Below are 17061 nucleotides of genomic sequence, written 5' to 3'. Positions count from 1 at the left end.
TGAAGGGATCTTTTTGGATCCGGTCTACACTGGCAAGGCGATGGCCGGATTGATTGACGGGATTGCGCAGAAGCGTTTCCGCCGTGAAGGGCCGCTGCTGTTTATCCATACGGGCGGCTCGCCGGCGCTGTTTGCCTATCATTCTTTACGCCAGTCGTCACTATAACGCTGACTACACACTATTAATCTGCATCTCAAATGGAGTGCTTATGAATTTTTCTCTGGTTCGTCGCCAGCTGGTAACGGGAATGATGTCGCTGGCGCTGGTCGCGGGCGTCGCCACTAAGGCTACGGCTGCCCCGGAAAACCTGCTGAATAAAGTAAAAGAACGCGGCACGCTGCTGGTGGGCCTGGAAGGCACCTATCCGCCCTTCAGCTTCCAGGACGAAAATGGCAAGCTGGCCGGTTTTGAGGTCGATTTTGCTAACGCCCTGGCCCAGCACCTGGGCGTTAAGGCCAGCCTGAAGCCGACCAAATGGGACGGTATGTTGGCTTCGCTCGATTCCAAACGCATCGATGTGGTGATCAATCAGGTGACCATTTCCGACGAGCGCAAAAAGAAATATGACTTCTCCACGGCCTACACCGTGTCCGGTATCCAGGCGCTGACCAAAGCGGATAAGGCCGACAGCATCACCAAACCTGCCGATCTGAGCGGTAAGAAAGTGGGACTGGGACTGGGCACTAACTACGAGCAGTGGCTGCGTGAAAACGTGAAAAACGTGGATATCCGCACCTATGACGACGACCCGACTAAATATCAGGATCTGCGCGTTGGTCGTATCGATGCGATCCTGGTAGACCGTCTGGCCGCGCTGGATCTGGTGAAGAAAACCGGTAAAACGCTGGCGGTAGCCGGCCCGGCCTTCTCCCGTCAGGAAGCAGGCGTGGCGCTGCGTAAAGGCAACCCGGATATGCTGGCGGCTGTCGACAAAGCCATTGCAGATATGCAGAAAGACGGCTCGCTGACAAAGATCTCCGACAAATGGTTTGGCGTGGACGTAACTAAATAATGCAGGAAAGTTTACAACTGGTGCTGGACTCAGCACCATTTTTACTGAAGGGGACGCTTTTCACCCTCCAGCTCAGTATTGGCGGCATGTTCTTCGGCCTGCTGCTGGGCTTCGTGCTGGCAATGATGCGCCTTTCCGCTTTCTGGCCAATAGCCTGGCTGTCGCGGTTCTATGTGTCGATTTTTCGCGGTACACCGCTGATCGCCCAGCTGTTTATGATCTATTACGGCCTGCCGCAGTTCGGCATTGAGCTGGATCCCATTCCTTCCGCCATGATTGGTCTTTCGCTGAATACGGCGGCTTATGCGTCCGAATCGCTGCGCGGCGCTATTGCCGCTATTGAACGCGGCCAGTGGGAAGCGGCGGCCAGTATCGGCATGACGCGCTGGCAGACTCTGCGCCGGGTTATTCTGCCGCAGGCTGCCCGTACCGCGCTGCCGCCGCTGGGTAACAGCTTTATCAGCCTGGTTAAAGATACTTCGCTGGCGGCCACCATTCAGGTGCCGGAACTGTTCCGCCAGGCACAGCTGATTACCTCACGCACGCTGGAAGTTTTCACTATGTATCTGGCGGCTTCGCTGATCTACTGGGTGATGGCGACTTTACTCTCCCTGCTGCAAAGCAGGCTGGAAAATCACGTTAACCGCCAGGATCGGGAGGCAAAATGAGCGCCATTGAAGTGAGCGGGCTGGTGAAAAAATTCAACGGCCATACGGTGCTGCACGACATCGATTTGGAGGTTGCTTCGGGCGAAGTGGTGGCGATTATCGGGCCAAGCGGCTCCGGTAAAACCACGCTGCTACGCAGCATTAATCTGTTAGAGACGCCGGACAGCGGTACCATCAAAGTGGGTGATATCCGCATTGATGCCGCCGCCGGGATGAACCGGCAAAAGGAACAGGTGCGGCGTCTGCGCCAGCAGGTGGGCTTTGTTTTCCAGAACTTCAATCTTTTCCCTCATCGTTCGGTGCTGGAAAATATCATTGAAGGGCCGACTATCGTTAAAGGCGAACCCAAAGCCGAAGCGGTGGCGCTGGCCCGTCAGCTGCTGGATAAAGTCGGGCTGGCAGGCAGAGAAGCAAGCTACCCACGCCAACTGTCTGGTGGCCAGCAGCAGCGCGTGGCGATTGCCCGAGCGTTGGCAATGCGTCCCGAGGTGATTTTGTTTGATGAACCGACCTCGGCGCTGGATCCGGAGCTGGTGAGCGAGGTGCTTAACACCATTCGCGCGCTGGCGCAGGAGAAGCGCACGATGGTCATTGTCACGCATGAAATGAGCTTCGCACGCGACGTTGCCGACCGCGCCATTTTTATGGATCGCGGGCGTATCGTGGAGCAGGGCAGCGCAAAAGCGCTGTTCAGCCATCCTCAGGAGCCGCGCACCCGCCAGTTTCTGGAAAAATTCCTTTCGCAATAACCTCCTAAAATTGCCGGTAATAACCGGCAATTTTTCAGTCGCAGGCTGAATAAGGATTTTCTTAAATATCCTTTATCCCCTCCGTTATATAATCGCCGTTCTTCGTTTATAAATAGTTCTTCCGCTTGCACTTTCATCTGCACGGCTTTCTTTTTTAAGAAGCTTCTTAAGCCACCTCTTAAAATAATTTATTAACTTATTCCAAATTTTCAGCGTAGGGTGCAATCTCGTTGCGGAAAGGGGATTATTCTGAGTAGCAATCAGGGCAGGTGGACGGAATTATCCGTCACAACAGCGGTCAGAGTTTATATATTTCATCATGTACTTTCAGCTTTAGTACCAATATTTAACCATGTAATTTCATTGCCAGGCAAAAGGAAAAGCCCGGCCTCGGGGAAAGTTTGTGACCTTAAGTTATCCCAGTTGATGACAGTCGGAGTAATATAATGAATACGACTCAAAAACAGGATATTGCCTGGATAAACAGCCTGAAAGGGCTCTGCATACTGCTTGTTGTTTTATACCATGTGGTCCTGCCCGGCTATGCCGAAACGGTGCAGCAGCTGACCGCAGGCTTTCTGCCAGCAAAAATCTGGCTGGCCTTTAATAATTATCTTTCGCCGCTGCGGATGCCCGCCTTCTTTTTTGTGTCTGGCCTGTTGGCCAGTAATGGTATTATTAACCGGCCCTGGAAACAGGTTTTTACCAGCCGCGTGACCAATCTTTTCTATCTCTATTTTCTTTGGGGCATTATTCAGTGGTTGCTGATCCGTGGCGTATCAAACGAAGTCATGGGTGAACAGCTGTCCCAAAATATGAATGCTGCCTGGGCAGCCACGCCGCTGGAGTCCGTTAAATTAATGCTGCTGGCGATGAGCTCCTCCTGGTACCTTTATGCGCTTGGCCTCTTTTTCGTGTTCGCCAAACTGTTCCGCAGACAGCGGGTCGCCCTGATGACGGTGGCGGTTCTGTTAAATTACGCGGCCGTGACAAAAATCATCCCAGGCTGGGGACCGGAAAGCATTGCGCAGTATCTGATCTTCTTCCTGCTGGGGACGTTTTACAGCAGTATTCTGTTACGCTGGAGCGAAGGGCATCGCCGTAACCTGCTGCCCTGGGCCGGGCTGCTCATCTTGTCGATTCTTCACGCTATGCTGGGCATTCCCCATAATCTGTTCCTGTGCGCTATCGCGATCCTTATCTCCATTGCCGCCTGCCGCGTACTGAATCGCTACTTCACGCTGAGCTGGCTTAACTGGCTGGGCAGGAACACGCTGCAAATTTATGTGCTGCACCGTATTTTTATCGAATTCTTTGGCCTGTCGGCCATTCTGTTCGCCGAGCGTCACCAGCTGTTTGCTAACAAAGCTTTCTCGCTGCTGTGGGCGACAGGTTTTCCGATAGTGATGGTGGCTCTGTGCGCGGGCTGTTCGGTAGGCGTCTGGACGCTGCTTAATCGGGGTATCGGCAAGATTCTGTTTATCTACCCGCGACTGCTGCGCGTCAAAACAGAGGCCTGAAAGGGAAAACAGGAAAAAAAGGCCGCTAATAAGCGGCCTTTTTGTTATCAGCCTGCGTGGCGGGAGGCCGGGCATCAGGGCGACAGTACAGCAGTCCAGCAAAAGGGCAAATAGCCCGGACCCTGTGATGTCACCCCCGAGTGACGCCAGCCGACCACCAAAACAGGGGGAGCCGACGGGCGCGTTAGCCGATAGTCATCAGGCTGGCATTGCCGCCCGCTGCTGCGGTATTCACGCTCAGCGAACGTTCAATCAGCAGGCGCTCCAGTAGCAGATTGGTCTCGCCGCGGGCAAAGCCCTGCACGGAGACAATAGCGCCTTCACGAGCAGCAACCGTTTCGCAAACTGACCGAAGCTGATCGGCATCACCATGATAAATTACCGCTTCAAACTCGTTGTGCTGCGCCAGCGGTTCAACCGCAAAGTCGATACGGCTCTGCACGGCCGCAGGCAGTTTCCTGGCCAGCACGCGATGCAATTCATCATCCTGCCATAACGCGCGGCTGCCCACGGCAGTCACTGCCGCCAGCTGTACCAGCGCATCCTGCTCGTTATCGGCCAGGCAGACCACCCGCTCGCGCGGCAGCAGGGTAAAGGTGTTGCGCTCGCCTGTCGGGCCTGGCAGCAGGCGGACGGTACCGCTCTGGCCAAGTTCGGCAAACTGTTTGCAGACGGCAGCCAGCTCCGGCTTGTCCTTCGCCCATTCCGTCAGTGCCTGATGAGTGGTCAGCAGCACCGGACGCAGCGCCGCATCCACCGGACGCTCGGCGTCCTGACGGTCCAGCGTCAGCTTCAGCGCGCCTTCCGGACGGTGCGACAGCAGGCGATAGAGATAGAGCGGACCGCCCGCTTTCGGGCCGGTGCCGGACAGGCCTTCGCCGCCGAACGGCTGAACGCCTACCACAGCCCCTACCATATTGCGGTTAACGTACAGATTGCCGACTTTAGCGCGGCTGGTAACCTGATTGATGGTTTCATCAATGCGGGTATGCACGCCCAGCGTCAGGCCGTAACCGGAAGCGTTAATCTGCTCAATAATTTTCGGCAGCGTGCTGCGGTTGTAGCGCACCACATGCAGAACAGGCCCGAAAATCTCCTTATCCAGATCCGCGACGTTTTCCAGCTCAATCAGTGTTGGTGGAACAAAGGTGCCGGTCTTCCACTCTTTACTGTCGTGCTTATCGTTAAACGCAGCCTGATACACTTTCATGCCCTTGCTGCGCATCGCCTGAATATGGCGTTCGATATTCTCTTTCGCTTCGCTGTCAATTACCGGCCCGATATCGGTAGAGAGGCGCTCCGGATTGCCCATCCGGCATTCAGCCATGGCACCGCGCAGCATTTGCAGCGTATGGTCGGCAACGTCATCCTGAATGCAGAGCATCCGCAGGGCAGAGCAGCGCTGACCGGCGCTGTCAAAGGCGGAGGCGACGATATCCACCACAACCTGTTCCGTCAGCGCCGAGGAATCCACAATCATGGTATTCATGCCGCCGGTTTCCGCGATCAGCGGCGTTGGTCTGCCTTGAGGATCCAGGCGACCGGCCAGGTTACGCTGCAACAGCGTCGCGACGGCGGTCGAACCGGTAAACATGACGCCACGCACGCGATCGTCACCGGTCAGCTGAGCACCAACGGTTTCGCCCAGGCCCGGCAGGAGCTGCAGCGCCCCCACCGGTACGCCCGCCTCATGCAGAATAGCGACAGCGGCCGCGGCCACCAGCGGTGTCTGCTCGGCAGGCTTGGCCAGCACGCTGTTACCTGCTGCCAGCGCCGCCGCGATTTGGCCGGTAAAGATCGCCAGCGGGAAGTTCCACGGGCTGATACAAACCACCGGGCCCAGCGGACGATGTGTTTCATTATCAAAATCGTCGCGAACCTGACCGGCGTAATAGTGCAGGAAGTCGACCGCTTCGCGTACCTCGGCAATCGCATTGTTAAACGTTTTCCCTCCTTCACGAACAAGGATCCCCAGCAGGCGCTGTAGCTGAGCTTCCATAAGTTCTGCCGCGCGGGTCAGGATCTCCGCACGGGCGGCTGGCGGCGTAGCAAACCAGATGGGGCCGGCATTGACGGCAGCATCCAGCGCGGTTGACACATCTTTCTCCGTAGCATGACGCACATAACCCACGATATCGACAGGTTCCGCCGGGTTAAGCACCGGCAGCTGTTCGCTGGCTTCCGTTTCGCCCTCTATAACCGGCGCGGCGTACCATGGCTGGATAGCGCTGTTCAGCAGGGCGCTGGAGAGCGAAGCCAGGCGATGTTCGTTAGCCAGATCCAGACCGGCGGAGTTTTGGCGATTCACGCCATACAGGTCGCGCGGCAGGGGGATTTTCGGATGCGGCAGGCCAATCGCGCCTTCAGTACGGGCCAGTTTTTCAATTTCGTCGACCGGATCGGCAACCAGATCTTCAATCTGTAGCGTGTTATCGGCAATGCGGTTAACAAATGAGGTGTTAGCGCCGTTTTCCAGCAGGCGGCGCACCAGGTAAGCCAGCAGGGTTTCGTGTGTGCCGACGGGCGCATAGATGCGGCACGGACGGTTAAGCTTGCCATCGGCCACTTTGCCGACCACCTGCTCGTACAGCGGCTCACCCATGCCGTGCAGGCACTGAAACTCATACTGACCAGGGTAGTAGTTATTGCCCGCCATCTGATAAATAACCGCCAGCGTATGGGCGTTGTGCGTCGCGAACTGCGGATAGATCAGATTAGGTACCGCTAACAGCTTACGGGCGCAGGCCAGGTAAGAGATATCGGTATAAACCTTGCGGGTAAATACCGGATAGCCTTCCAGACCGTCCATCTGAGCGCGTTTGATTTCGCTGTCCCAGTAAGCACCTTTCACCAGACGGATCATCAGACGGCGACGGCTGCGCTGGGCCAGATCGATCAGCGCGTCGATCACAAACGGGCAGCGCTTCTGATAGGCCTGAATAACAAAGCCGATCCCGTTCCAGCCTTCCAGCTCCGGTTCAAAGCAAAGTTTTTCCAGCAGATCCAGCGACAGCTCCAGGCGATCCGCTTCTTCCGCATCAATGTTGATGCCGATGTCGTAAGAGCGGGCCAGCAGCGTCAGCGATTTTAAGATGGGATAAAGTTCGTTCATCACGCGCTCATACTGCGCACGGCTATAGCGTGGATGCAGCGCAGAGAGCTTGATAGAAATGCCCGGGCCTTCATAAATGCCGCGACCGTTAGACGCTTTGCCGATAGCGTGGATTGCCTGCTGGTAAGAAAGCAGATAGGCCTCAGCGTCTTTCTTCGTCAGCGCCGCCTCGCCCAGCATATCGTAAGAGTAGCGGAAACCTTTTTCTTCCAGCTTGCGGGCATTTGCCAGCGCTTCCGCGATGGTTTCACCGGTAACAAACTGCTCACCCATCAGGCGCATCGCCATATCCACGCCCTTGCGGATTAACGGCTCGCCGCTTTTACCGATGATACGGTTCAGCGAGCGCGACAGGTTCGCCTCGTTGTGCGTAGAAACCAGACGGCCGGTAAACAACAGGCCCCAGGTGGCGGCGTTAACAAACATTGAAGGGCTGCGACCCAAATGCGACTGCCAGTTACCGTTGCTGATTTTATCGCGGATCAGCGCGTCGCGAGTGGGTTTGTCAGGAATGCGCAGCAGCGCTTCCGCCAGGCACATCAGCGCAACACCTTCCTGCGAGGAAAGCGAGAACTCTTGCAGCAGCGATTGCACCATTCCGGCGCGTCCGCCTGCCCCTTTTTGGTGCCTTAGCGTCGAAGCCAGCTGGTGGGCAAGACGCTGGGTTTGCTGCGCCAGCGGCTGCGGCAGACGTGCCTGCTCCAACAGCATGGGTACCGCTTCCGTTTCCGGGCGGCGCCAGGCCGCGGTGATGGCGGAACGGGTTACCGATTGCGGCAGGATATGTTCGGCAAACTCAAGGAAAGGCTGATGCAGTTCCTCGACAGTGGCTTCTTCGCTCTCCTGAACCGTAGCCTGCAAGGGGAATTCCGGCAGGGCATCGCCTCTTTCCAGCTGTTCCAGATAGTTAAAAATAGCTTGTTTAATCAGCCAGTGAGGAGTGCGGTCGATTTGGCTCGCAGCCTGACGAATGCGGTCGCGCGTAGCCTCGTCAAGCTTAACGCCCATAGTGGTTGTGCCCATGCCTTAAAACTCCTTGCAAATAGTCAAAACAGATCTGGCAAGCAATATCACTTAAGTTGCAACTTTGTGCAACCTTGTTAAATGTGAAGCTGAATGCAGAACGCAAAATCGCTTTTTTTAAAAGCGGCACGGATATTGCTGCAAGAATTCGGCCAGCTTTTTCAAAGGCGATAAAACCGGGCTTTACAGCGGTTTTTTGGCAGGTGTAACCGGTGACACTGTGATCCAGTGCAACCTGTCGACGCATCATGCAAGATGCAAGGTGAAAATAATGTAACGACTGTGTTAAACCATTGATGAGTATTGTGCCAGTCAGGGCTTTACGGCAGGATACCCGGCCTTGGGTGGTCAGAAGTAGCGCCGCCACGTTCCGGCGGCAGGGCAAGGTTGCGCATTAACAATAATAAGTGGAGAACCTGAATGACAGTTAGCACACCGATGATGGTGACCTTTTGCATTTACATTTTTGGCATGGTGTTCATCGGCTTTATGGCCTGGCGCTCAACCAAAGATTTTGATGATTATATCCTGGGAGGACGCAGTCTGGGCAGCGTGGTCACCGCGCTTTCCGCCGGGGCATCTGATATGAGCGGCTGGCTGCTGATGGGCCTGCCGGGAGCGATTTTCATTTCCGGCATCTCCGAAAGCTGGATAGCAATTGGCCTGACGCTGGGCGCTTACCTTAACTGGAAAATTGTCGCCGGACGCCTGCGCGTGCAGACGGAACACCATGATAATGCGCTGACGCTGCCCGATTTTTTCGCCAGCCGTTTTGAAGACAGAAGCAAAATTCTGCGTGTGATCTCCGCGGTGGTCATTCTGGTTTTCTTCACTATCTACTGCGCCTCCGGCATCGTGGCCGGTGCCCGTCTGTTTGAAAGCACTTTCGGTATGAGCTACGAAACGGCGCTCTGGGCAGGCGCAGCCGCCACTATTATCTATACCTTTGTGGGGGGGTTCCTGGCCGTCAGCTGGACGGATACCGTGCAGGCCACCCTGATGATTTTCGCGCTGATCCTGACGCCGGTGATGGTGATTATCGCGGTAGGAGGGCTGGGCGATTCGCTGGCGGTGATTCAGGCCAAGAGCATTGAAAATATCGATATGCTGAAAAACCTCAACTTTGTTGCGGTGATCTCGCTACTGGGTTGGGGATTGGGCTACTTTGGCCAGCCGCATATCCTGGCGCGTTTTATGGCGGCTGATTCACATCACTCTATTCGCAGCGCACGTCGTATCGGCATGACGTGGATGATCCTGTGCCTGGGCGGGGCGGTAGCGGTCGGCTTCTTTGGTATTGCCTACTTCCAGAATCATCCCGAGCAGGCGATGGGCGTCACCGATAACAGCGAACGTATTTTTATCGAGCTGGCCCGTATTCTGTTTAATCCGTGGATCGCCGGCATCCTGCTTTCGGCTATTCTGGCGGCGGTTATGTCAACCCTGAGCTGCCAGCTGCTGGTTTGTTCCAGCGCGCTGACGGAAGATTTGTATAAAAACTTCCTGCGGAAAAATGCCAGCCAGCGTGAGCTGGTTTGGGTTGGACGTTTCATGGTGCTGCTGGTCGCGCTGGTGGCTATCGCGCTGGCTTCCAACCCCAATAACCGCGTGCTGGGGCTGGTGAGCTATGCCTGGGCCGGTTTTGGCGCGGCATTCGGGCCGGTGGTGATCTTCTCGCTGGTCTGGAAGCGCATGACCCGTAACGGCGCGCTGGCCGGCATTATCGTGGGCGCGGCGACCGTACTGATCTGGAAACAGTATGCCTGGCTGAATCTGTACGAAATCATCCCGGGCTTCCTGTTTGCCAGCATCGCCATCGTGCTGTTCAGCCTGGCAGGCAGCAAGCCTTCCACGGCAGCCGTGGCACGGTTTGAGGCAGCCGAAGCCGAGTTCCATTCACGTTAATCACGACAGACCGCATCACAGGCTCGCTTCGGCGGGCCTTTTTTATCTGAATACCTCTCTTTAGCGCTTCAGGGTAGCCATGCAAACCGCAGGGTGAAAGCATTCCCCAATACAAAAGGGTGTCAATCCACGCTATAAACTTCCCTGCATTGTGTCGCCCGTGCCGCTATTGTCCTGCTTTCTTCACTCTACTTTTCACCAGACGGAAAAGGGTATCAGACCTGCTGCCCGTTTCATTTGTCTTATATCTCTGTCCGTAGGGGTTTTCTGGCGTCTGAACGATAAAAATACCCGGTCTGCCTCTTGTATTTCTTTCGGCGATAATGATAATCGGTATCGTTTAGATTTACGCTTCTTTACCCGCGTGCAAACGCATTATAAGCCTGAAGGTGCCTATGTTTGTGCCGTTCCTGATTATGTTACGCGAAGGACTGGAAGCCGCGCTGATCGTCAGCCTGATTGCCAGCTATTTACAACGCACTCAGCGCAGTGAGTGGTTTGGCGCGATGTGGCTTGGCGTGTTTATCGCGGCCACCCTCTGCCTGGTGCTGGGCTATGTGATTAATGAAACCACCGGTGAATTCCCGCAGAGAGAACAGGAGCTGTTCGAAGGCATGGTGGCGGTAGTGGCCGTCTGCATTCTGACCTGGATGGTTTTCTGGATGCGTAAAGTGGCGCGCAATATTAAAGCGCAGCTGGAAGGTGCGGTTGATAACGCTCTGCAGCGCGGAAAGGGCGGCGGTTGGGCCCTGATTTTCATGGTTTTCCTGGCCGTGGCGCGCGAAGGACTGGAGTCCGTTTTCTTTCTGCTGGCGGCCTTCCAGCAGGATGTGGGCATTGCGCCACCAATCGGGGCGATCCTTGGCCTCGCCACCGCTATTGTTCTGGGGATGCTGATCTACTGGGGCGGCATACGGCTGAATATGGCCATTTTCTTCAGGTGGACCAGCCTGTTTATTCTGCTGGTCGCGGCGGGACTGGCCGCCGGCGCTATCCGTGCTTTCCATGAAGCCGGCCTGTGGAACAGCTTTCAAAGCCAGGCGTTCGATTTCAGCCAGGTGCTTTCTACTAGCACGCTGACGGGAACGTTGCTGGAAGGGCTGTTCGGCTATCAGGAAGCTCCCAGCGTCAGTGAAGTGGTGGTCTGGTTTTGTTATCTCATTCCTGCGCTGATCGTCTTTTTCATGCCCGGACGTCCGTCTGCTGCGGCGGCCCCGCGTTAAGCCGCTTTTTCCGCTTTCTTATTTAAGGGATGTATCATGATTCGTGGTTTTTCAATGTTACCGCTGGCGGCGGCGTTACTGGCCAGCTTTTCTGCCGTGCAGGCAGCCGATGTGCCGCAGGTGAAAATTGTCGTTAACGACAAGCAATGCGATCCGATGAGCGTCACCGTCAAAGCCGGGAAAACGCAGTTTGTTATCCAGAACCACAGCCAGAAAGGCCTGGAGTGGGAGATCCTGAAAGGGGTAATGGTGGTAGAAGAGCGCGAAAATATCGCGCCGGGCTTTACGCAAAAGCTGACGGCCACCCTGCAGCCGGGCGAATATGAGATGACCTGCGGTCTGCTGAGCAATCCAAAAGGTAAACTGCTTGTTCAGGGCGCACAGGATGCGGCAGGCGCACAGCCCACGCTGATGCAGCTGACCGGGCCGGTTACCGCCTACAAAGCTTACGTTATGCAGGAAGTGACCGCGCTGGTGGCCAGTACCAAAGCCTTTACCGAGGCGGTAAAGGCGGGCGATATCGACAAGGCGAAAGCGCTCTATGCTCCGACGCGCGCTCACTATGAACGTATCGAACCGATAGCGGAGCTGTTCTCCGATCTGGACGGCAGCATTGACGCGCGTGAAGATGATTATGAGCAAAAAGCGGCCGATCCTAAGTTCACCGGTTTCCACCGCCTGGAAAAAGCGCTGTGGGGCGACGGGTCAACCAAAGGCATGAACACCTATGCCGACAGGCTCTATGCGGATGTGCAGGCGCTGCAAACACGGGTCAGCGAGCTGGCTTTTCCACCGGGTAAAGTGGTGGGCGGTGCGGCAGGACTGATTGAGGAAGTCGCTTCCAGTAAAATCTCCGGCGAAGAAGATCGCTACAGCCGCACTGATTTATGGGATTTCCAGGCTAACGTCGACGGCGCACAGAAGATTGTGAACTTGCTGCGTCCGATGCTGCAACAGGCCGATCCGGCACTGCTGGCGAAAATCGACGGCAATTTTAAAAAGGTCGATGCCATCCTGAAAAAATACCGCAGCGGCGACGGCTTTGCCTCTTATGACAAGCTTACCGATGCCGATCGTACCGCAATGAAAGGCCCGATCACGGCGCTGGCGGAAGATCTTGCACTGCTGCGTGGAACGCTAGGGCTGGATTAAGTGATAAAGCATGCTGATGACGAGGCGGTGGAGCCTTCACGCCGCCGACTGTTAAAGGGAATGGGTATTCTTGGTGGTCTGGCGGTAGCAGGCGGCTGTCCGGCGCACGGCGCGCCGGCTGCTTTTTCACCCGGCGCGCTCTCGCCCAATAGCCGCGAGCAGAGCCAGTCGTTTTACGGTGCGCACCAGGCGGGGATCGTTACGCCGCAGCAGGCCTCAATGATGCTGGTGGCCTTTGACGTACTGGCAGCAGACAAAGCCGACCTGGAGCGCCTGTTTCGACTGTTAACCGACCGCATCGCTTTCCTGACTCAGGGAGGCGCCGCGCCGCAGACGGCTAATCCACGCCTGCCGCCGATGGATTCCGGCATTCTGGGCGCTCATATTTACCCGGACAACCTGACTATCACGGTCTCTGTCGGTCATTCTTTGTTTGACGATCGCTATGGGTTGCAGGCGCAAAAGCCGCACAGGCTGCAAGCCATGACGCGTTTTCCAAATGATGCGCTGGACGCCGGGCTGTGCCATGGCGATCTGTTACTGCAAATTTGTGCTAACACCAACGACACGGTAATCCATGCGCTGCGAGATATCATCAAGCATTCGCCGGATTTACTGAGCGTGCGCTGGCGGCGGGAAGGGTTTATCTCTGACCATGCGGCGCGCAGCCAGGGCAGGGAGACACCGATTAATCTGCTGGGCTTTAAGGACGGAACCGCTAATCCCAATACCGCCGACACCGCGATGATGAATAATATCCTTTGGGTCACGGCGGATCAGGATGAGCCTGCCTGGACGATCGGCGGCAGCTACCAGGCCGCGCGTATTATTCAGTTTCACGTAGAGTTCTGGGACAGAACGCCGCTGCGTGAGCAGGAAAACATTTTTGGCCGGGTGAAGCAGAGTGGTGCGCCGTTGGGAATGACCCACGAGCATGACGTGCCGGACTATGCCAGCGATCCCGAGGGGACCATTACCCCTCTGGATGCGCATATCCGCCTTGCTAATCCGCGTACGGCGCAAACGCAGGAAAATCTGATGCTCCGCCGTGGCTATAGCTATTCGCTGGGCGTGTCAAATGCCGGTCAGCTGGAAATGGGGCTGCTGTTTATCTGCTACCAGCACGACCTGCAAAAAGGCTTCCTGACCGTACAAAAAAGGCTTAACGGCGAGGCGCTGGAAGAATATGTCAAACCCGTGGGCGGCGGATATTTCTTTGTGCTGCCTGGCGTCATTGACGAAAAACATTATCTCGGGCAGCCTTTACTTCAGGCCTGAGCCTTTTCAACCTCCTGCCCGCGCCTCGTGCGGGAGGTTGTTTTTTAATCAGCGATGTTAACCCGCGTGGTAAACATTTCGGAGTAGATGACTCAGCATAAAATAAATTTTTATCTCTTTGATCCTGCTACGATCGCAATTAACCTCCCGCGTACGCATCTCCCTATTTCACGCTTTTCCTTTACCACCAGGTAAAATTAATGTTGCATTATTCCAGGAATCTGTTGAAATTTAATTATCAGGCGTCAGTTGTTTCCAGTGTGCAACACGGAGATCGCGAATGGACAAGTCCTTTTATGGACGTAAGCGTCAGACAAATAGCATGACCGCTTCCCGGCGCGAGGGCCTTATCGCCCCCATGACTTCCTCTTCTCTTTTCTTTTTCAGTCCGTTCTTTCATACCCTCCGGTGCCCGGCATCGTCACTCCGCGTACCCTTTCATTGGCCAGACAAGGCTTACAAGGAAGCCAGCAAAACCTCTAAAGCGTTCACGTAATCGCACCGCCGTGTCGGGTGCGGGAAATGAAACCAATTGTAAGGTGCCACTATGGGAAGACAGAAAGCAGTGATCAAAGCTCGTCGTGAAGCCAAGCGCGTGCTTCGTAGCGATTCACGCAGTCACCGTCAGCGTGAAGAAGAATCGGTCACCTCGCTGGTGCAGATGGGTGGGCTGGACGCAATCGGCATGGCGCGTGATACGCGCGACCATTCGCCCATTGAAGCCCGTAACGAAGCTCAGGCGCACTATCTTAAAGCCATAGAGAGTAAACAGCTGATTTTCGCGACCGGCGAAGCGGGCTGCGGAAAAACCTGGATTAGCGCCGCCAAAGCGGCCGAAGCCCTGATCAATAAGGATGTTGAAAGGATCATTGTCACCAGGCCTGTACTGCAGGCCGACGAGGATTTAGGCTTCCTGCCCGGTAATATCGCAGAGAAATTCGCTCCTTATTTTCGACCCGTCTATGACGTTCTGGTTAAACGTCTTGGTTCTTCCTTTATGCAATACTGTCTGCGTCCTGAAATCGGCAAGGTGGAAATCGCGCCTTTCGCCTATATGCGTGGGCGTACCTTTGAAAATGCCGTGGTGATCCTTGATGAGGCGCAAAATGTCACCGCCGCCCAAATGAAAATGTTCCTGACCCGCCTTGGGGAAAACGTCACCGTTATCGTCAATGGCGATATCACCCAGTGTGATTTGCCGAACCATGTTCAGTCGGGCCTTAGCGACGCGCTGGCCCGCTTCAAAGAAGATGAAATGATCGGAGTGGTGCGTTTCGGTAAACAAGACTGCGTACGCTCGGAACTGTGTCAGCATACGCTGATGGCCTACGGCTAAGCACCCGGTATAACGGCAGGCTCTGCTGTTAAAGATAAGCAGTGGTAAAGTATTTTACACAGGCAAAGGCCCGTCCCGGAAAAGTTAACCGGGACGGGCCTTTTCAATTTGCGCTGTAAATTCAATATAATGCATATTTTTTGACGTTTTCCACTCATTAACATACTTAGTTTACGATTAAAATCGGCTCAGAACGGCAGGGTGCCTGGGGTACCAAAAATGCGAAAGAGCGAATGAAGAGTAAAGGTTAGACAAATTGCGCCGATAGATAATCATTATCAATGCAGGCGTATGTCTGAATCTTTAATCTTCTGAGAGCGTGAAAAAGATGTTTAAAAACCTTTCGGTCAGTGCAAAATTTATTGCGGCCTTCGGTATCGTAGCGGCCTTACTGCTGCTGTTGTGCAGTACCTTTTACGTTAACTTTTCGCGCATTGTCACTTCCAATAACTGGAACGTGCATACCTGGCGCGTCATTGATGAAAGTCGCTCGATGACCATGAGCCTGGTCAATATGGAAACCGGCCTGCGTGGCTATGCGCTAAATGGCAAAGAAGAGATGCTGGCACCGTGGCAGGAAGGGCAGAAAAGCTTTGCTCAGCACGTAGAGAAGGCCAGGTCTTTGACATCAGACAACCCAAGACAACAGGATCGGCTGGCCAGACTGGTTGCGCAGGAACAGGCGTGGGAAGGCTCTTTTGTTACGCCACTGATGAAAAATCGCCAGGCTCTGAATAGCGGCACGCTCTCTTATGACGCGTTTCTGACCGCTTTCAATACCAATACTGGCAAAGCGCAAATGGATGGGATGCGTAAGATTATCGACGAGCTTGCCGGCGAAGAGAAAGGGCTGTTGGGTGAACGTCAGCGTACGGTTGATGCCACGGAATCCCAGACCAAGCTGACCCTGATTGTGGGTGCTCTGGCAGGCTTGTTGATTGCTTCTCTGCTGGGTTATTTCCTGTCCCGTGCGATTACCGTTCCGCTGCGCCAGGCGGTGAAAGCGGCGCGTTCAATCGCCGACGGTGATTTGACGTCGGTACTGGTGGCGCAGTCAAAAGATGAAACTGGCGTGCTGATCGCTACTTTTGCAGAAATGCAGGAGCAGCTAAGGAAAGTCGTTTCAGAGATCCAGAGCGCTGCAGCCTCTATTGATAGCGCGGCAAAAGAAGTCTCTATGGGCAATACCGATCTCTCCAGCCGGACTGAGCAGCAGGCCGCGTCACTTGAAGAAACCTCTGCCAGTATGGAGCAGCTTACCGCTACGGTGCGCCAGAACTCTTCAAATGCGCAACATGCCAGCAGCCTCGCTTCCGAGGCTTCCCGAGTGGCGGAGCACGGTGGTGCAGTGGTAGGAAAAGTCGTCTCTACCATGTCGGCTATTAACGAAAGTTCCAATAGCGTGGCTGAGATTATCAGCACCATAGAAAGTATCGCTTTCCAGACCAATATCCTGGCACTTAACGCCGCGGTGGAAGCCGCCCGCGCGGGTGAGCAGGGACGAGGCTTTGCCGTTGTCGCTTCAGAGGTCAGGGCGCTGGCTCAGCGAAGCGCGGTTGCCGCTAAAGAAATTAAGACGCTGATCGAAACGTCCAGCCTGCGTATTACGGAAGGCAGCCAGCTGGTGGCTAACGCCGGGAAAACAATGGATGACATTGTTTCTTCCATCGGCAATGTTTCGGGCATTATGTCGGAGATTTTCTCGGCCTCTGGCGAGCAGGTAAACGGTATCGAGCACGTCAGCATCGCGGTGAGCCAGATGGATGAAGTGACCCAGCAGAATGCGGCGCTGGTGCAGGAAGCCGCTGCTGCGGCCGCCTCGCTGGAAGATCAGGCTGCGCAACTGACTCGTGCCATCGCTGTGTTTAAAGTTGCCTGATGGCCAGTGGCCCTGAAGCGGGTCATAAGAAGGCATCCGGTATAAAAAAAGCCTGAACGTGAGTTCAGGCTTTTTTCTTTGAAAGATGGCGGTGAGCAAGGGATACATGAGCCTTACCCTGTCGGGCGGCAGCCTGCCGTGCAAGACCGGCGGCTTTGTCGAACCCGGTCAAGGCTTCTCACCCTTCCTCGTGGGGAACATGC

12 protein-coding genes and 1 pseudogene are annotated in these 17061 nt (G+C 55.2%); 11 read left to right on the top strand and 2 right to left on the bottom strand.

Annotation, left to right across the window (positions count from 1 at the left end; translation table 11 throughout):
* The 5 genes and pseudogenes from RTK32_RS07855 to RTK32_RS07835 form a co-directional block, all read left to right on the top strand.
* Window positions 1-166, top strand: a pseudogene (locus RTK32_RS07855) (D-cysteine desulfhydrase); the annotation flags it as partial.
* Window positions 167-209: 43 nt separating this feature from the next.
* On the top strand, window positions 210-1013 hold the full coding sequence (tcyJ, locus tag RTK32_RS07850) for a cystine ABC transporter substrate-binding protein (protein WP_312042907.1): 804 nt from the start codon (window positions 210-212) through the stop codon (window positions 1011-1013).
* Window positions 1013-1681 carry a cystine ABC transporter permease gene (tcyL, locus tag RTK32_RS07845; RefSeq protein WP_312042906.1) on the top strand — a complete coding sequence of 223 codons (669 nt, stop codon included), beginning with the start codon at window positions 1013-1015 and terminating at the stop codon, window positions 1679-1681. The genes tcyJ and tcyL overlap by 1 nt, the downstream gene beginning before the upstream one ends.
* The gene (gene tcyN, locus RTK32_RS07840) at window positions 1678-2430 is read left to right on the top strand and encodes an L-cystine ABC transporter ATP-binding protein TcyN (protein ID WP_312042905.1); all 753 of its coding nucleotides are present in this window, start codon (window positions 1678-1680) and stop codon (window positions 2428-2430) included. The genes tcyL and tcyN overlap by 4 nt, the downstream gene beginning before the upstream one ends.
* Before the next feature lie 446 nt (window positions 2431-2876).
* Window positions 2877-3950, top strand: coding sequence for an acyltransferase family protein (locus RTK32_RS07835; RefSeq protein ID WP_312042904.1), 1074 nt, complete (start codon window positions 2877-2879; stop codon window positions 3948-3950).
* Window positions 3951-4134: 184 nt separating this feature from the next.
* On the opposite strand, the gene putA is transcribed toward RTK32_RS07835, so the two are convergent.
* Window positions 4135-8085, bottom strand: a complete 3951-nt coding sequence (gene putA, locus RTK32_RS07830) for a trifunctional transcriptional regulator/proline dehydrogenase/L-glutamate gamma-semialdehyde dehydrogenase (protein WP_312042903.1) — start codon at window positions 8083-8085, stop codon at window positions 4135-4137.
* A complete protein-coding gene (locus RTK32_RS07825; RefSeq protein WP_312042902.1) occupies window positions 8060-8452 on the bottom strand; it encodes a hypothetical protein in 393 nt (130 codons plus the stop codon). Before RTK32_RS07825 ends, putA begins: the two co-directional genes overlap by 26 nt.
* A 53-nt stretch (window positions 8453-8505) precedes the next feature.
* Between RTK32_RS07825 and putP the strand changes: the two genes are divergently transcribed.
* The 6 genes from putP to RTK32_RS07795 all read left to right on the top strand — a co-directional run bounded on the left by putP (window position 8506) and on the right by RTK32_RS07795 (window position 16858).
* Complete coding sequence (gene putP, locus RTK32_RS07820; protein WP_312042901.1) at window positions 8506-9990, top strand: sodium/proline symporter PutP; 1485 nt, start codon at window positions 8506-8508, stop codon at window positions 9988-9990.
* A 395-nt stretch (window positions 9991-10385) separates the two neighbouring features.
* Window positions 10386-11213, top strand: a complete 828-nt coding sequence (efeU, locus tag RTK32_RS07815; protein ID WP_312042900.1) for an iron uptake transporter permease EfeU — start codon at window positions 10386-10388, stop codon at window positions 11211-11213.
* 36 nt (window positions 11214-11249) lie between these two features.
* Entirely contained in the window at window positions 11250-12365 is a 1116-nt protein-coding gene (efeO, locus tag RTK32_RS07810; RefSeq protein WP_409451075.1) for an iron uptake system protein EfeO, read from the top strand.
* Window positions 12366-13643: an iron uptake transporter deferrochelatase/peroxidase subunit gene (gene efeB / locus RTK32_RS07805; RefSeq protein ID WP_312042899.1), complete on the top strand. Its 1278-nt coding sequence runs from the start codon at window positions 12366-12368 to the stop codon at window positions 13641-13643.
* A gap of 547 nt (window positions 13644-14190) precedes the next feature.
* Window positions 14191-14979 carry a phosphate starvation-inducible protein PhoH gene (phoH, locus tag RTK32_RS07800; protein WP_312042898.1) on the top strand — a complete coding sequence of 263 codons (789 nt, stop codon included), beginning with the start codon at window positions 14191-14193 and terminating at the stop codon, window positions 14977-14979.
* 328 nt (window positions 14980-15307) lie between these two features.
* Entirely contained in the window at window positions 15308-16858 is a 1551-nt protein-coding gene (locus tag RTK32_RS07795; protein WP_312042897.1) for a methyl-accepting chemotaxis protein, read from the top strand.
* Window positions 16859-17061 lie beyond the last annotated feature (203 nt).

The sequence above is a fragment of the Erwinia sp. genome, assembly GCF_031978025.1.
In the GTDB taxonomy this organism is placed as follows: Bacteria; Pseudomonadota; Gammaproteobacteria; order Enterobacterales; family Enterobacteriaceae; genus Erwinia.
Note: the sequence above shows the minus strand (reverse complement) of the source record. Positions and strands in the feature narration are given on the sequence as shown.